Source organism: Mesorhizobium sp. M0019 (assembly GCF_040323975.1).
In the GTDB taxonomy this organism is placed as follows: domain Bacteria; phylum Pseudomonadota; class Alphaproteobacteria; order Rhizobiales; family Rhizobiaceae; genus Mesorhizobium.
Genome location: NZ_JAMYVK010000084.1, coordinates 1 through 14,870 on the forward strand (window position 1 = coordinate 1; position 14,870 = coordinate 14,870).

Sequence of the window (14,870 nt, forward strand, 5' to 3'; positions counted from 1 at the left end):
TTCGTAGAGCGCGGTTCCCCTCTCCGTCTCGGCTTCGCCGAGCCACCTCTCCCCACTTTCGTGGGGCGAGGAACCCAAGCTGGAATGAAGGCAGGCAATTTTGTTCTTGCTTTGTGCCGGCAGCTATGCTACTATTTTCAGTATGGTGATGATTCCACCGACGATCCCGCCCGCCGAGGCGGGGTTTTTGTTTCCGGGTTTTTGTTTCGCAGCTGCTTTGCCTGGTCTCTCAGGCCGAAAACGCCACCAACCCTTCGTCTTTGACCCGGCGGATGGTCAGCGCGGTTCGCACCGTATCGACATTGGGGGCCGAGGCCAGTTCCTCGATAACGAAGGTCTGGAAGGTGCCGAGATCGCTCGCCACGCAATGCAGCAGGAAATCGGACTCGCCCGACACCATCCAGGCGTCGCGCACGATCGGCCAGCCACGGGTGCGCTCGGCGAAGGTCTTGAGTTCGGCGTCGGCCTGGTGATGCAGGCCGATCAGACAGAAGGCGACGACGTCGAGGCCGAGCGCCGGAGCGTTGAGCAAAGCGCGGTAGCCGCGGATGATGCCGGCCTCTTCCAGCCGCCTGACGCGGCGCAGGCACGGCGGCGCCGAAATGCCGACGCGGCTCGACAGTTCGACGTTGGTCATGCGTCCGTCCTGCTGAAGCTCGCGCAGGATCTTCCAGTCGATAGCATCGAGATCGGCCTTGATCGGCATGGTGGCTTCCGTGGTGACGCGAAAGAATCTTTCGCGACTTTGTAATTAAACGACTTTGCTGTCTATTCCATCCGCTGGATCGAGGATTTTCGCATCATCTTGCTGCGGGTTGCTTGTCGCCGTCGCCGGCGCCGAAGCTTTCCGGGGACGAACGGCAACTTGCCTTGCTGGCGTCGCAGGCAACACTTACATTACGCGCAACAATCGATGAGAGTTCATGCCACAATCCATGGCTGCTCCCCGCAGAGGTTTTTCATGATCACCAAGCACGCGCCTGTTCTCATCATCGGCTCCGGCCCCGCCGGCTATACGGCGGCGATCTATGCCGCCCGCGCCATGCTCAAGCCGATGCTGGTCGCCGGCCTGCAGCAGGGCGGGCAACTGATGATCACCACCGATGTCGAAAACTATCCGGGCTTCGCCGCACCGATCCAGGGTCCATGGCTAATGAGCGAGATGCTCAGGCAGGCCGAGCATGTCGGCACCGACATCGTCAACGACATCATCACCGAGGTCGACCTCAACGTGCGGCCGTTCCGCGCCAAGGGCGATTCCGGCACGATCTATACCGCCGACGCGCTGATCATCGCCACCGGCGCGCAGGCCAAATGGCTGGGCATCCCGAGCGAACAGACCTTCATGGGATTTGGCGTTTCGGCCTGCGCCACCTGCGACGGCTTCTTCTATCGCGGCAAGGATGTCGCGGTGATCGGCGGCGGCAATTCGGCGGTGGAGGAAGCGCTCTATCTCTCCAACCTGGCCAAGAGCGTCACCGTCATCCACAGGCGCAGCGATTTCCGCGCCGAGCGCATCCTGCGCGAGCGGCTGCTGCGGAAAGATAATATCCGCGTCATCTGGGACACGGTGATCGACGAGATCACCGGCAGGCCCGGCAAGGCGCCGCTGCCGCCTTCGGTCGAAGGGCTGAAGCTGCGCAACGTGGTGACCGGGCAGGAGATGCATCTGGTGGTCGACGGCGTGTTCGTGGCGATCGGCCACGCGCCGGCGGTCGAGCTGTTTGCCGGCAAGCTGAAGCAGAAGCCGAACGGCTATCTGTGGACGGCGCCGGATTCGACCCGCACCGACATGCCGGGCGTGTTCGCCGCCGGCGACGTGACCGACGACATCTACCGCCAGGCGGTGACGGCGGCCGGGCTCGGTTGCATGGCCGCGCTCGAGGCGGAAAAATATCTGGCGGGGATCGAGGTTCACCGCGAAGCGGCGGAGTGATTGTTCGATAAGCGGCTGAGAAAAGCCGCGCAAAAGCCTGATTTTTCATTCAGACGCCGAAAACAGGCGGACGCCAGAAAACAGGACGAGGGGAAATCATGGCGTTGGATTGGGACAAGCTACGCGTGTTTCACGCCGCGGCGGAAGCGGGGTCGTTCACCCATGCCGCCGAGACACTGCATTTGTCGCAATCGGCGATCTCGCGGCAGGTCAGCGCGCTCGAGCATGACGTCGGCGTGCCGCTGTTCAATCGCCACGCCCGCGGCCTGGTGCTGACCGAGCAGGGCGAGATGCTGTTCCGCACGGCGCACGACGTGCTGATGAAGCTCGAAACCATCAAGTCGCGACTGACCGAAACCAAGGACCGGCCCTCCGGCGTGCTCAGGGTGACGACCACGGTCGGCCTCGGCGCCGGCTGGCTGACCGAGCGCGTGCAGGAATTCATCGAGCTCTATCCCGAGGTCAGCCTGCAGCTCATCCTGGCCAATGAGGAGCTCGATCTCACGATGCGCCAGGCCGACTGCGCCATCCGGCTGCGCCAGCCGCAGCAGCCCGACCTCATCCAGCGCCGCCTGTTCACCGTGCATTTTCATCTCTACGCGGCGCCATCCTATGTAAACAAATACGGCAAGCCGAATTCGATCGCCGAGCTGAAAACCCATCGCATCGTCACCTTCGGCGTGCCGGTGCCGGCGCATCTGTCGGAACTGAACTGGCTGGAGACGGTCGGCGATTTCGAAGGCGGGCAAAGGGTGCCGACGCTGCAGATCAACGACATATTGTCGATCAAGCGGGCGGTGCAGGGCGGCGCCGGCATCGCCATGCTGCCCGATTACGTGGTCAGCAAGGATTCCGGGCTGGTGCAGTTGCTGCCCGAGACCGAAGTGCCGTCCTTCGATACCTATTTCGCCTATCCCGACGCGATGAAGAACCAGGCGAAGCTGCATGTCTTCCGCGATTTCATCATCGCCAAGGCGCGCAGCTGGTCGTTCTGATTTAATGCATGTCGCGCAAAAGTGTGCAGCGGTTTTGCGATAACGACATGCATCAAACAAGAACCTAAAGCGCGTCGCATGAGGTCGGTCGAACGCAACGCGCTTTAGGAACGCGTATCCGCCAGCGTGCTGGCGCCGTAGCGCAAACCGTCTACGAGCAGGGCAACCATGCGCCGCGCCTGGGCAGGGCCGCCGCCGTGTGCCGGCATGGCAAGGCTGGCGGCCGCCCCTAACAGGTCGCCCGGCTCGATATCGGCGCGCACCTCGCCGGCCGCGGCCGCCGCCTCCAGCAATGTTTGAAGCGCGGGCCGGAGCCGTTGGTTGAAATAGGCAGGCAAAGTGTCGAATGCCGGATTGCCTGAGTACAGGGCTGCCGCGAGGCCGCGTTTTGCCGTGATGAAATCCACATAGCGCTGCATCCACAGGGCGAGCGCTTCACCGGGCCTATGCTCTCTGGCCAGGACCGGTGCGGCGTCCGCACAGGCGTCAACCTCGTGACGGAAGACGGCCACGATCAGGTCCGAGCGCTGTGGAAAGTGGCGGTAGACGGTGCCGACGCCGACGCCAGCCTTTTCCGCGATCTCTCGCACCGGAGCCTCCACGCCGGAGGTCGCGAACACCGCCATGGCCGCCCGGAGCAACGCGTCGATGTTGCGCCGTGCGTCGGCGCGCACGTTGCGATCCGCGCGGTCGCGGGGTTCCAGACCATCGCGTTGATCCGTTTTGCCGTTCGGCGTTTTTTCGCCCATCAAATTACCTCTTGCAAACGGAACCTTGTTCCGGATATATGTGGAACGTGGTTCCGTTTGACTTGTATCTAGCACGGCAAATCGGTGTTGGCCACACATCGGTGCACAAAAGGAGATTACCATGCAGGACAAACCCGTCGCCCTGGTCACCGGGGCCAACAAGGGCATCGGTCTTCAGATCGCCAAGGACCTCGCGGCGAACGGCCTTACCGTGCTCGTAGGATCGCGCAGGCTCGAGCATGCCGAGGCAGCCGCAAATAGCATCGGAGAGGATGCCCACGCTCTGCAGCTCGACGTCACCGACCAGGCGTCGATCGCCGCCGCGGCAGAGCGCATCCGCATCGAACTCGGCCGCCTCGACGTGCTGGTGAACAATGCCGGCATCTCCCATGCGGGAAAGCCGGGCAGGCCGCTCGAGGAGATCATCAACTCGGGCCGCCCGAGTGTTGCGTCTCTCGACGACGTACGCGCGGTGTTCGAGACGAACGTGTTTGGCATCGTCGCCGTCACGCAAGCGATGCTGCGGCTCCTTCGTGAGGCCCCGGCGGCGCGTATCGTCAACGTATCGAGCGGCGCCGGCTCGCTGACATTGAACGCGGATCCGGCCTTTCCGTACCGCACGTCGTTTGGCGCCGTTTACAACCCGTCGAAGACGGCCGTCAACGCGATGACGCTCGCCTTCGCCATCGAGCTCGAGGAGACCGGCATCAAGGTCAACGCTGCCTGCCCGGGCTACACCGCGACGGAGCTCAACAACTTCGAAGGTCCGCGCACCGTCGAACAGGCCGCGCGGGAGCCCGTGCGCCTCGCGCTTCTCGACGCGAACGGTCCGACGGGCACGTTCTCGAACGAGGACGGCCCGCTGCCGTGGTGACGTTGCCTTGGAGCCTGCTTCAGCCGCGCCAAGGTGTCAGGCGGGGCAGCCAGCCTGGTACGGCACGGCGGTAGGCCTCGTATTCGTCACCGTAGCGGCGGGCAAGCGTCGGTTCCTCATATAGTCTCACGAAGGAGATCATGGCGGCCGCGGCGATGACTAGATAGGCGGCGACCGTCCAGCTCGAAAACAGCAGTGCCTGGCCGAGGACGATCGACAGCACGGCGATGTACATCGGATTGCGGACATGGCGGTAGATGCCGCCGACGACCAGCCTTTCGGTCGGCGCGACCGGGGCGGGCGTACCCAGGCCCTCCAGGGCAAACCGGGCAAAGGCGTGCAGCAGTATGGCTGTGCCGGGGACAACCAGCAGCCAGCCCACAGGAACGAAACCGGGCAGTCTCGACCAGGGCAGGCGATAGCGATCGGTCAGCAGCCAAGGCAACAGTCCGGCGACCACGCCGGGCGCTACAGCAAGGAAGATGACGCTGCCGGCGATCGCCGAAGTGGCTCGCATATAGCTCTCCTTACGGGCGCGGCCTTGAACGGTCTCCTGCAACGCGCTGCAGGTCTTGTCCGGCATGTAACCCAAACCGCTGCACCCTCAGGTCAAGCTCGATGGCGGGCTTTTGGGCGGCATGCACCAGCAAGGTCTGGCTGCCGAAAAAACAAACGCGTGCTGCACGATTCCACGTCATCCTGCGTTTTTCGACTTTCCGAGCAGGAATCGCTGCTGATTCGCGGCCGCGGATCGATTTTTGCCTTGCCGCAGGCTGTATTTCAGCGATTCAACTGGTCCTATTGCGCTTCGGGACGGATTAGACCACAGCCGGCGCCTTTTTGCATGTGAGTGTTGCAAAATAGATGCTTGTTTCTTGGGCATGAAGAGCACATATGTAGATCATCTCCTGAGCGCGTTCTCCTCCCATTAGCGCTCTCGAGTGTTCCCCTCTGGAGGTTAGCCTTAACAGGCACTTCCAATCAAACTCAGCCGGGTCTTCATTGATCCGGCTTTTTTGTTGCCCGAAACCAACACATCGCCAGAAAATCGGCCGGAACGGTCGCGTAACAGTGACATGTAACCTCGGGTAACATCCCGCGGGCGCGCCAAATCGATTAAGCAGAGCACAGGACGCGGTGTGGCTCGTCCGGGGGATGGGGGCATCACTCGGACGACCCGGGCTCAGGCAGCTACCGCGTCCGAACCTTCCTCCGCCAAAACACCGGCGGCAAGCATGCGGCGGACCTGCCGTTTCGCCTCCCACGAAGACGGTCCGCAAGAAACGGCGCCCGGATCATCCGGGTGCCGTTTCCTGTTGGGCCGCAAAGGCAGCTCAGGCGGCCTTGCCGTTGGCGTTCAGCGCCTCGTCGGCCAACCGGCCGGTGAGTTCGGCCATGTGGTCGAAGACGGCCCGGTAGCTGGCGACACCCGCCGTGGCCGAGCGCAGCTCGATGATGAGGTCGCCGATCTCGGCTTGCGGCATGGTCGCCTCGACGACGTCCCATCCGGGCCAGTCGGGCCGCGCGTCGTAGCCGAGGATCTGGCCGCGCCGTTGCGGGATCAGCGCAATGATCTTCGACGTCGCGTCGGACGGCGTGACGATCTCGACCTTCATCACCGGCTCGAGCAGCACCGGCGAGCACGCGGCCATGCCTTCTTTCATCGCCAGCTTCGCCGCCATCTGGAAGGCCATGTCGGACGAATCGACCGCATGGTAGGAGCCGTCGGAAAGGTTGACGGCAACATCGACGACCGGGAAGCCGAGCGGCCCGGACTTCAGGTAGTCACGCACGCCGGTCTCGACCGACTGGATGTAGGTCTTCGGCACGACGCCGCCGGTGATCGTATCGGTGAACTGGAAGCCTGACCCGCGCGGCAGCGGTTTGATCTCAATCACGACGTCGCCGAACTGGCCGTGGCCGCCTGATTGTTTCTTGTGGCGGCCGCGCTGCTGCGTCGCTTTGCGGATCGTCTCGCGGTAGGGCACGGCCGGCACATGGCCTTCGACCGGGATCTGGTTCTTGCCTTCCAGCCGCTCGCGCACGACGCGCAGATGCATCTCGCCATGGCCGGACAGCACGGTTTCGGCCGAATCCTGGTTGTGATGCAGGTTGAGTGAGGGATCTTCCTCGGCCAGGCGCTGGATGGCCGCCGACATCTTGACCTCGTCCTTGCGCTCTTTCGGCCGCAGCGCGAAGGCGAAGACCGGTTGCGGCGGCGCCAGCGTGACCAGCGGCTGGATGCCGCCCTTGGTCGAGCTCAGCGTCTGGCCGGTCCTGACGGCGTCCAGCTTGCCGAGCGCGACCGTGTCGCCGGCCTTGGCCGAAGTCAGCTTGACCTGGTCCTTGCCGAGCATCTTGTAGATGCCGGAGACCTTTGCCGTTTCGCCATTGGAAAGGAACAGCTCGGCGGCGTCGGCGACCTGGCCGGACAGGATGCGCGACACAGACAGCTTGCCGCCATGCGCGGTGTGGATGGTCTTCATCACCTGGACCACGGTGGCATTGCCATCGGGAGCGCCGAGGCGCTGGCGCGTCGCCTCGATGTCGGGTGCGTCGTGACGGATCGCCTTCAACAGGCGCAGCACGCCATTGCCCTTCTCGGCGGTGCCGATCAGCACCGGCGTCACCATGCCGTCGCGCAGGTCGGCGGCAAGATCGTCGAAGATCGCATCCTTCGGCGGTTCAATCTCGTCCAGCAATTGCTCCATCAGCCGGTCGTCATGGTCGGCGAGCGTCTCCAGCATGGAAAAGCGCGCCTCGAGCTCGCGCGCCTTGTCGTCGCTCGGGATCTGGGCGACCTCGCTCTCGGCATATTCGCGGTAGATGTAGGCACGTTCCAGAGCGAGGTCGATCGAGCCGATGACGACGCCGTCCTTGCGCAGCGGGATCTGGCGCAGCAGCAATGGCACCGAGCTTGCCGGCTGCAGCATCTTCAGCGTGTCGCGCACACCTGCTATCGCCTTGTCGACCTTGTTCAGGAACAGCATGCGCGGCACGCCGAGATCGTCGAGCTTGCGCATGATCAGCTGCAGGGCAGGGATCTTCTTCTCGTCGGCCTCGGCAACGACCACGGCGACGTCGCAGGCGGCCAGCACCGGCTCGGCTTCGAAGGAGAATTCGATGGAGCCGGGACAATCGACGAAGGTGAACGGCTCGCCCATGAAATCGGTGGTGGCGAAGGTCGCCTCGACGCTCATGCCGTGAGCGCGCGCCTCGGGCGAATGATCGGAAACGGTATTTCCGGACGAAACGGGATTCTGGCGGGGAATGGCGCCTGTACGGGCGAGTATGGCTTCGAGAAGTGTCGTCTTACCGCTTGCGAAGGGACCGACTATGGCAATGCATTTCGGTCCCGTGCGTCGTCCTCCGGCGCGAGTACCCATGGCTGACCTCCACTCAGGCGTTTCCCTGTGAGCGGCGGCCGGCCTGTCGGCCGTCGCGGGCGAGGCTTTTTTCAATTTGCCACCTACCCAAAGGGCATCGTCCCACGGGCAGGCCGGGAGGGCAAGGGATTTGAGGTTGAAGGGATTTGAAGTTGGGGCCGGTTCAGCCGGTGCCGGTCAGGCGCGACGCCAGCGGGGGTGCGTCCACGCGCTGCACCGCCACCGTCTCGGCAAAGCGCGCGAGCAACGGATTGAACAGGTCCGCACGCTCCCAGAAAGGCGCATGCCCGGCGCCGGAGACGATGTGGCAATGCTCCCACAGCGAGCCGTATGCGAGCGTCTCAAAATAGCCGAGCCGGACGAACGGATCGTTCTCGCCATTGACGATAGCGACCGGAAACGCGGCTTGCTCGACCACCTGTCTCTGGTCGGCGCCCTTGCCGGTGAGCATGCCGCGCGTCACCGCGGCGCGCAGCCGGCCGTCGGTGCGCAGGATGGCTTGGCGAAAGGACGGATCGGCGGTGTCGCCGAAACACAGCGTCTCGAAGCGCTCGGCATCGCGTTCGGAATACGTCTTTTTGGACGCCAGCAGCATGTCCCAATGCGCGTGGAAGCCGCGCAGCATGCCGAAAGGACCCTTCGATACCGGCGGCGCGCCGGTCAGCATCAGCCCGCCGACGGCGCGGTGAAAACTCGCGAGTTCGATTGCCACGTGCCCGCCAAGCGACCAGCCGAAGACGACGGCGCGGCCGATCCCCAAAACATCGAGGAGCTGAGCCGCCGATTGGGCAAGGCCGGCGATGGTGTAGTCCGTCGCCGGATCGCGGGCGTCCGACGATTCGCCATGGCCGGGCAGGTCGAAAGCAATCAACCGATGGGCAGCGGCCAACGGGCTGTCGAACTGGCGGGCGAATACGGCGCGCGAACTGCCCGAGCCGTGGATCAGGACAAGCGGGATGCCGGGTCCCGACGACTGGCTGAGGCGCAAATCCGCTTGCGGCGTGCGGATCGTGCGGTGGGAAACGGCCATATCTGGTTTGGACCTTGGGATTGTCTCCAGGTCAACATCGCATGCCGAGGTCACCATGTTGTTTAGAACGGTGGTTAAGAAATGATTTCTCGGCTTGCGCCGGGTATGATGAACGAATCCACCACAGCTAACCCCGGGACCCTGATGATGGAATCCACGCTCGACCTTCTCCTCTCGATCAGCAGCATCGCGACGCTCGGGCAATATGCCTGGTCGATGCGCGCGCATTTCCAGTCGCAGACCATGTCTCAAGGCGCGATGATCATTTCGGCCGTCGTGGTCGGCACGGCGCTGTTCTTTCTTGCGCTGCTGTGGATCGAGCGGCAGCCGGTGGCGGCGAAGATCGGCGGGCTCGCCATCGAACTGGCAAGCTCGGCGCTGTTCTGGTGGGCGATCTCGGTCTCCCGCAAGGCGCGGCTGCGGTTCGCATTCGATCCTGACAATCCCGACAGCCTGGTGACCGAAGGCCCTTATCTCCATGTCCGGCATCCGTTCTACACGTCCTACATCATCTTCTGGATCGGATGGGGTATCGCGACCTGGTCGGTCTGGGCGGTGGTGCCGGTCGCCGGCATCGTTACGATCTACGTGATCGCAGCCTTGGACGAAGAGCGTAAATTTTCGCGGACAAGGTTGGCCGATGCCTACGACGTTTACCGCACGCGGACCGGTCTGTTCTGGCCGCGTTTTGCCCGCAGCCGGCAGGAGATGCAGCCGGCATCGGACGAAAGTGGTAGGGTCTAAGACACTGGATTGAATCGAGGACTTGCGACGATGAAGATTATTGCCTGCGGCAGCGTGCCGACGATTGTTGCGCCGGAAAAATACTTCACTGGCCGGGTTTTGCAGACGCCGATCATCGAGAAAGAGGCGCCGGCGCGGCTCAGAGCCACGCTGGTCAGCTTCGAGCCCGGCGCCCGCACCCACTGGCACACGCATCCGCTCGGCCAGACGCTCTATGTCACGTCCGGTGCCGGTCTCGTGCAAAGCTGGGGCGGCCCGCTGCAGGAGGTCAGGGCCGGCGACGTCATCTCCTTTGCGGCCGGCGAAAAGCACTGGCACGGCGCCGCGCCCAAATCGGCGGTGACCCACATCGCCATGCAGGAGGCGCTCGAGGGTGTGCATGTCGATTGGCTGGAGAAGGTGAACGACGAGCAGTATGGCGGCTGAAACGTCTCAGACCAGCGCGGCGGTAAAGCGCTGGATGCGCGTGCAGGCCTCTTCGAGCAGAGCCTCCGACGTGGCGTAGGAGATGCGGAAGTTCGGGCCGAGGCCAAAGGCCGAGCCGAAAACAACCGCCACGCCCTCGGCCTCGAGCAGTTCCGAGCAGAAGGTTTCGTCGCTGTCGATCACCTTGCTGCTCTTGGTCTTCCTCCCGATCAGCTGGGCACAGGAGGGATAGACGTAGAACGCACCCTCCGGCGACGGACAGGTGATGCCGCGCGCCTGGTTGAGCATCGAGACGACGAGATCGCGCCGGCCCTGGAAGATCGCCTTGTTCTTCGGGATGAAATCCTGCGGGCCGTTCAGCGCTTCGACCGCCGCCCATTGGGCGATGGTGCAGGCGCCGGAGGTCTGCTGGCCCTGGATCATGTCCATCGCCTTGATCAGCGGCACCGGGCCTGCCGCGTAGCCGATGCGCCAGCCGGTCATGGCATAGGCCTTCGACACGCCGTTCATCGTCAGCGTGCGCTCATAGAGCTTAGGCTCGACCTCGGCGATGGTCTTGAAGACGAAGTCGCCATAAGTCAGGTGCTCGTACATGTCGTCGGTCAGCACCCAGACATGCGGGTGCTTCAACAGCACGTCGGCCAGGCTCTTGAGTTCCGCTTCGGTATAGGCGGCGCCCGAGGGGTTCGACGGCGAGTTCATCAACAGCCATTTGGTGCGCGGCGTGATCGCCTTTTCCAGCACGGCCGCCGTCAGCTTGAAGCCGTTGTCGATCGAGGTGTCGGCAAAGGCCGACGTGCCGCCGCAGATCGCCACCATTTCGGGATAGCTCACCCAGTAGGGCCGCGGGATGATCACCTCGTCGCCGGGGTTCAGCGTCGCCATGAAGGCGTTGAACAGGATCTGCTTGCCGCCGGTGCCGACGATGGTCTGCTCCGGCCGGTAGTCGAGATTGTTCTCGCGCTTGAACTTTTTCACGATCGCCTCGCGCAGCGGCACAATGCCGGATACCGGCGGATACTTCGTCTCGCCGCGGCGGATGGCCTCGATCGCGGCGTTCTTGATGTTGTCGGGGGTGTCGAAGTCCGGCTCGCCGGCGCCCAGCCCGATCACGTCGCGGCCGGCGTTTTTCAGCTCGCGCGCCTTCTGCGTCACCGCGATGGTCGCGGAAGGCTTTACGCGGGAAAGGACGTCGGCAAGAAAGGCCATGACAGATATCTCCAGAAAAGACCGGCGGGCGAAGGCGCCGCGGCGCCTCTCATGTCGCATCATCTGGTCAAGCGCAAGCCCAGCGCAGGCATTGTCGAATGAGCCAGCGCGCAATGCTGGCAACAATAAATTCACCAACGATCGGTAAAAGCTTGAACGGCAGGGACCGTAGCCGGTCCGCCAGTCTCGCACAGCGAGGAACCGTGACGCGCAGCATCGGGCTTGCCCATATCATCCGCCATGATGACGGCACCGCCAGCGGTGTCTGGGGGGTCTATACGCTGCAAAGCGCTTTCCAGCCGATCTTCGCCTTCAACAAGGGCAAGCTTTCCGTCGTCGCGTTCGAGGGGCTGATCCGGCCGTTCCGCGAAGGCGAGCCGCAGCCGCCAATGAGTTTCTTCAACAGCTGCCCGGCGGTCGACCGCCTGCATATCGAGGCGCTGACACGGACGCTGCACCTTCTGAACGCCGGCGCCTGCCTGCCGCGAGACGCCTCCATCTTCATCAATTTCGATCCATCGGTGTTCACCGACCGCAGCATCGCCGACAAGGCGCTGCGCGACATGCGGCTGGTGCTGCACGAGGCCGACATCGATCCGCGCCGCGTCGTCTGCGAGGTCACCGAGCAGAAATCGGCGTCGCAGGAAACGCTCTACAATTTCGTCGAGGCGCTCAGGGGCAATGGTTTACGCATTGCCGTCGACGATTACGGCGCGGACGAATCCGACATCAATCGCATCAAGGAACTCAGGCCAGACATCGTCAAGTTCGACGCCGACTGGATCATGACGCTGATGGAGTCCGGTGCCGGCTTCGCCTTGCTGACCGCTATGGTGACAAGCTTCGAAGAGCAAGGCATCCGTACGGTATTCGAGGGCATCGAGACGGGCTGGCAGCTCGAGCTTGCCGAAAAGTCGGGCGCCTCGATGGTGCAAGGCTTCGTGCTGGCACGCCCGGAGCTTGCACCGACCAGCTTTCACGTCTTCGACAAGGCCGGGCAAGCATCAGCGGTGTCGCCCGATAAGGACAAAGTTCCCGCGGCCGTTTCGCCATCGCGGCGGCCGATGCGGGCCTTTGGCCGCAGGGTGGCATCGTGACCGGGCGGGCCGACATGCGGCGCAAGGTCGGCGAAGCGATCTTTGCCGACGAGGTCGGCATTGAATATGGCGTCTACGGCGCATTCCGGCTGAGGAGCGCCTACCAGCCGGTCTTCGCGCCGCGCGGCAGGTTTCTCGCCGCCCTCGCGGTCGAGGGACTGATCGAGCCGCATCGTGCAGGCAGGCCGGTGGCGCCGCAAATCTTCTTCGAAGGTGTGCCGGCAGCGGATCGGCTGTTTGTCGAAACCATGTGCCGGGTGCTGCATTTGCGCAACTTCCGCAACATCGGCGTCGACGGGCTCGACCTCTTCTTCAACTACAATCCGCTGATCAACGATGACCCCGCACGGGCGCTGGCCGAAATCAGGCTGATGACCAGGCATCTGACGGATTTCGGCCTGCATCCCGGCATGCTGGTCTGCGAGATTACCGAGCAGGCGGCCGGCGACAAGGTGCTTGTCAGCCTGGCGCGCGAGATGCGGCGCGACGGCGTCCGCATCGCCATCGACGATTTCGGCACCGGGCATTCGACCGAAGAAAGGGTAGCGCTGGTGCAGCCCGACATCGTCAAGATCGACGGCACCTGGTTCGCAGAATTCTGCCGCCATGCCGCCGCCGAGCGGTTTTTCCGGCCGCTGGTTTCGACGCTGCACGACCGTGGCGCCAAGGTGCTGGTCGAAGGCGTCGAGAACGCCACGCATCTGCGCGTCGCGCTGGATGGCGGCGTCGACCTGCTGCAGGGCTTTTACCTTGCCCGGCCGGCGCTGGCCGGTACGCTGTTCGACGAGGAGCCGCTGTCGATCGACAGGCTGCTTGGCAGGGATAACAACGTCATCCCGTTGTTCGGATGAATGCATCAGCGGCGCTGATGGTTACGCCAAAACAAATCACTGGATGAAGCCGCCGCTGCCGCGATAGAGGCTGGATCAATCCCTGAGACGGGTGGTTGCGAGCAAGGGGGAGCACCGATGATACTCTATGGAATGATCGACAGCGGCAATTGCTACAAGCCGCGCCTATTGATGGCCAAGCTCGGCATCGCTTTCACCAATGTCGAGGTCAGCTCGCACACCGGCGACACGCGCAAACCCGACTATGTCGCGAAAAATCCGAACGCCATGGTGCCGCTGCTCGAACTCGACGACGGCCGCCGGCTGGCCGAATCCAATGCCATCCTGCTCCATCTCGCCGAAGGCACGCGGTTTCTGCCGGCGGACAGATACGAACGCGCGCTGGCCTATCAGTGGCTGTTCTTCGAGCAATACAGCCACGAGCCTTATATCGCCGTGCGCAGGGCGCTGCTGACCTTCCCTGAAAGAGCCAAGGACGCAACGCCCGAGCGGCTGGCGGTGACGCTGGAGCGCGGCAACAAGGCGCTTGGCGTCATGGACAAGCACCTGGCCGGGAGCAGCTTCTTCGCCGGCGATGCGCTGAGCGTCGCCGACATCGCGCTCTACGCGTATACGCACACGGCCGAGACGGGCGGGTTTCAGCTCGACGCCTATCCGGCGGTGGCCGCCTGGCTGAAAAGGGTCGAGGCCGACCCGGGGCATGTGCCGCTGGAGTGGGTGGGGTAGTTCTGTCCTCACGCTGTCGCCGCTTCGCGGCTGCTCCGGACGGGGCGCGCCTACAGGCGCGACGTCCGGTCGGGCTTGCGGCCTTCGGCCGGTGGCGTGAATGCTCGCACGCCTTTGCTCTGATTAACGAGGGCAGTTTTGCGTAGGCCTCCCAAAACGAGGGAGTGGCAAAATGATTCACAGAGGCCGGGTCCGGCCGGCGCGATGATCAGTCAATGCCTGCTCGGCAAGCTTGTCCAGTCTGCCGCCCTTGGCGTCGGCTTCGAACTGACGGTCCCACATGTCGGCCTGCAGCGCCTCGAACCATGCGGCAAAGTGCCTTGAGCTCTTCGGGGCTTAGTTCGGCGACGGATTTCTCAATCTATTCAAGCTTGCTCATGGGTCGATGGTACCATGACCGGGGTAAAAACAACCACGAAGTGGCCCATAGGACCAAGGCGGCGGTTCACTGGAATCCAGACAGCAAAAAGGCGGGACAAAATCCCGCCTTCCCATGCTTGGCAGCCTGATCGGGAGCGTTTTGGCCGGGCCGGCAGCAATCTGCTGCTTCGGCTTGTCGGGGTCTTCCGCTCCGGCGCGCTTCTCGCGCGACCGCCAGTACATCCGTGACTTGCCGCGGGGCCCGCGGGGGGGCGCGCGGGGGGGGGGGCGGGGGGTAGCGCGGGGGTGGGTGGCGGGGGCGGGGCCGCCGGGGGCGGGGGGGGGGGGGGGGGGGTGTGGGGGGGGGGGGGGGGGGGGGGGGGGGTGGCGGGGGGGGAGGGGGGGGCGGGGGGCGGGGGCGGGGGAGCTGGGGGTGGTGGGGGTGGGGGGGGGGGGTGGGGCTGTGAGGGGTTGGTCTTGGTAGGCG

Annotated in this window: 14 protein-coding genes; 8 read left to right on the forward strand and 6 right to left on the reverse strand. The window is 64.0% G+C overall.

Features of this window, described 5'->3' with window-relative positions:
• Window positions 1–229: 229 nt before the first annotated feature.
• A complete protein-coding gene (locus NKK47_RS33360; RefSeq protein WP_023678347.1) occupies window positions 230–706 on the reverse strand; it encodes an Lrp/AsnC family transcriptional regulator in 477 nt (158 codons plus the stop codon).
• Between the two features lie 255 nt (window positions 707–961).
• Here NKK47_RS33360 and trxB point away from each other — a divergent pair, with 255 nt between their 5' ends.
• Together trxB and NKK47_RS33370 are read left to right on the forward strand one after the other, a co-directional pair.
• Complete coding sequence (gene trxB / locus NKK47_RS33365) at window positions 962–1,936, forward strand: thioredoxin-disulfide reductase (RefSeq protein ID WP_352567960.1); 975 nt, start codon at window positions 962–964, stop codon at window positions 1,934–1,936.
• A 98-nt stretch (window positions 1,937–2,034) separates the two neighbouring features.
• Window positions 2,035–2,931, forward strand: coding sequence for a LysR family transcriptional regulator (locus NKK47_RS33370; RefSeq protein ID WP_023678345.1), 897 nt, complete (start codon window positions 2,035–2,037; stop codon window positions 2,929–2,931).
• A 104-nt stretch (window positions 2,932–3,035) separates the two neighbouring features.
• Here NKK47_RS33370 and NKK47_RS33375 read toward each other — a convergent pair whose 3' ends face one another.
• A complete protein-coding gene (locus NKK47_RS33375) occupies window positions 3,036–3,680 on the reverse strand; it encodes a TetR/AcrR family transcriptional regulator (RefSeq protein ID WP_352579722.1) in 645 nt (214 codons plus the stop codon).
• 121 nt (window positions 3,681–3,801) lie between these two features.
• On the opposite strand from NKK47_RS33375, the gene NKK47_RS33380 reads away from it, so the two are divergent.
• Window positions 3,802–4,554, forward strand: coding sequence for an SDR family oxidoreductase (locus tag NKK47_RS33380; protein WP_352567958.1), 753 nt, complete (start codon window positions 3,802–3,804; stop codon window positions 4,552–4,554).
• Between the two features lie 19 nt (window positions 4,555–4,573).
• Here NKK47_RS33380 and NKK47_RS33385 read toward each other — a convergent pair whose 3' ends face one another.
• The 3 genes from NKK47_RS33385 to NKK47_RS33395 all read right to left on the reverse strand — a co-directional run bounded on the left by NKK47_RS33385 (window position 4,574) and on the right by NKK47_RS33395 (window position 8,970).
• A complete protein-coding gene (locus NKK47_RS33385) occupies window positions 4,574–5,071 on the reverse strand; it encodes a methyltransferase family protein (protein WP_352579723.1) in 498 nt (165 codons plus the stop codon).
• An 817-nt stretch (window positions 5,072–5,888) separates the two neighbouring features.
• On the reverse strand, window positions 5,889–7,940 hold the full coding sequence (locus NKK47_RS33390; protein ID WP_352458409.1) for an elongation factor G: 2,052 nt from the start codon (window positions 7,938–7,940) through the stop codon (window positions 5,889–5,891).
• A 163-nt stretch (window positions 7,941–8,103) separates the two neighbouring features.
• Window positions 8,104–8,970 (reverse strand): alpha/beta fold hydrolase, encoded by an 867-nt coding sequence (locus tag NKK47_RS33395; RefSeq protein WP_352567956.1) that lies wholly within the window; start codon window positions 8,968–8,970, stop codon window positions 8,104–8,106.
• A gap of 144 nt (window positions 8,971–9,114) precedes the next feature.
• Between NKK47_RS33395 and NKK47_RS33400 the strand changes: the two genes are divergently transcribed.
• Both NKK47_RS33400 and NKK47_RS33405 read left to right on the forward strand, forming a co-directional pair.
• On the forward strand, window positions 9,115–9,714 hold the full coding sequence (locus NKK47_RS33400; protein ID WP_352579724.1) for a methyltransferase family protein: 600 nt from the start codon (window positions 9,115–9,117) through the stop codon (window positions 9,712–9,714).
• 30 nt (window positions 9,715–9,744) lie between these two features.
• On the forward strand, window positions 9,745–10,140 hold the full coding sequence (locus NKK47_RS33405) for a (R)-mandelonitrile lyase (protein ID WP_352567954.1): 396 nt from the start codon (window positions 9,745–9,747) through the stop codon (window positions 10,138–10,140).
• Window positions 10,141–10,146: 6 nt separating this feature from the next.
• On the opposite strand, the gene NKK47_RS33410 is transcribed toward NKK47_RS33405, so the two are convergent.
• Window positions 10,147–11,349, reverse strand: coding sequence for a pyridoxal phosphate-dependent aminotransferase (locus NKK47_RS33410; RefSeq protein ID WP_352579725.1), 1,203 nt, complete (start codon window positions 11,347–11,349; stop codon window positions 10,147–10,149).
• Between the two features lie 203 nt (window positions 11,350–11,552).
• Here NKK47_RS33410 and NKK47_RS33415 point away from each other — a divergent pair, with 203 nt between their 5' ends.
• The 3 genes from NKK47_RS33415 to NKK47_RS33425 all read left to right on the forward strand — a co-directional run bounded on the left by NKK47_RS33415 (window position 11,553) and on the right by NKK47_RS33425 (window position 14,023).
• On the forward strand, window positions 11,553–12,446 hold the full coding sequence (locus NKK47_RS33415) for an EAL domain-containing protein (RefSeq protein ID WP_352458412.1): 894 nt from the start codon (window positions 11,553–11,555) through the stop codon (window positions 12,444–12,446).
• Window positions 12,443–13,297, forward strand: coding sequence for an EAL domain-containing protein (locus NKK47_RS33420; protein WP_352579726.1), 855 nt, complete (start codon window positions 12,443–12,445; stop codon window positions 13,295–13,297). Before NKK47_RS33415 ends, NKK47_RS33420 begins: the two co-directional genes overlap by 4 nt.
• Window positions 13,298–13,414: 117 nt before the next feature.
• Entirely contained in the window at window positions 13,415–14,023 is a 609-nt protein-coding gene (locus tag NKK47_RS33425) for a glutathione S-transferase family protein (RefSeq protein ID WP_352579727.1), read from the forward strand.
• Window positions 14,024–14,870: the final 847 nt, after the last annotated feature.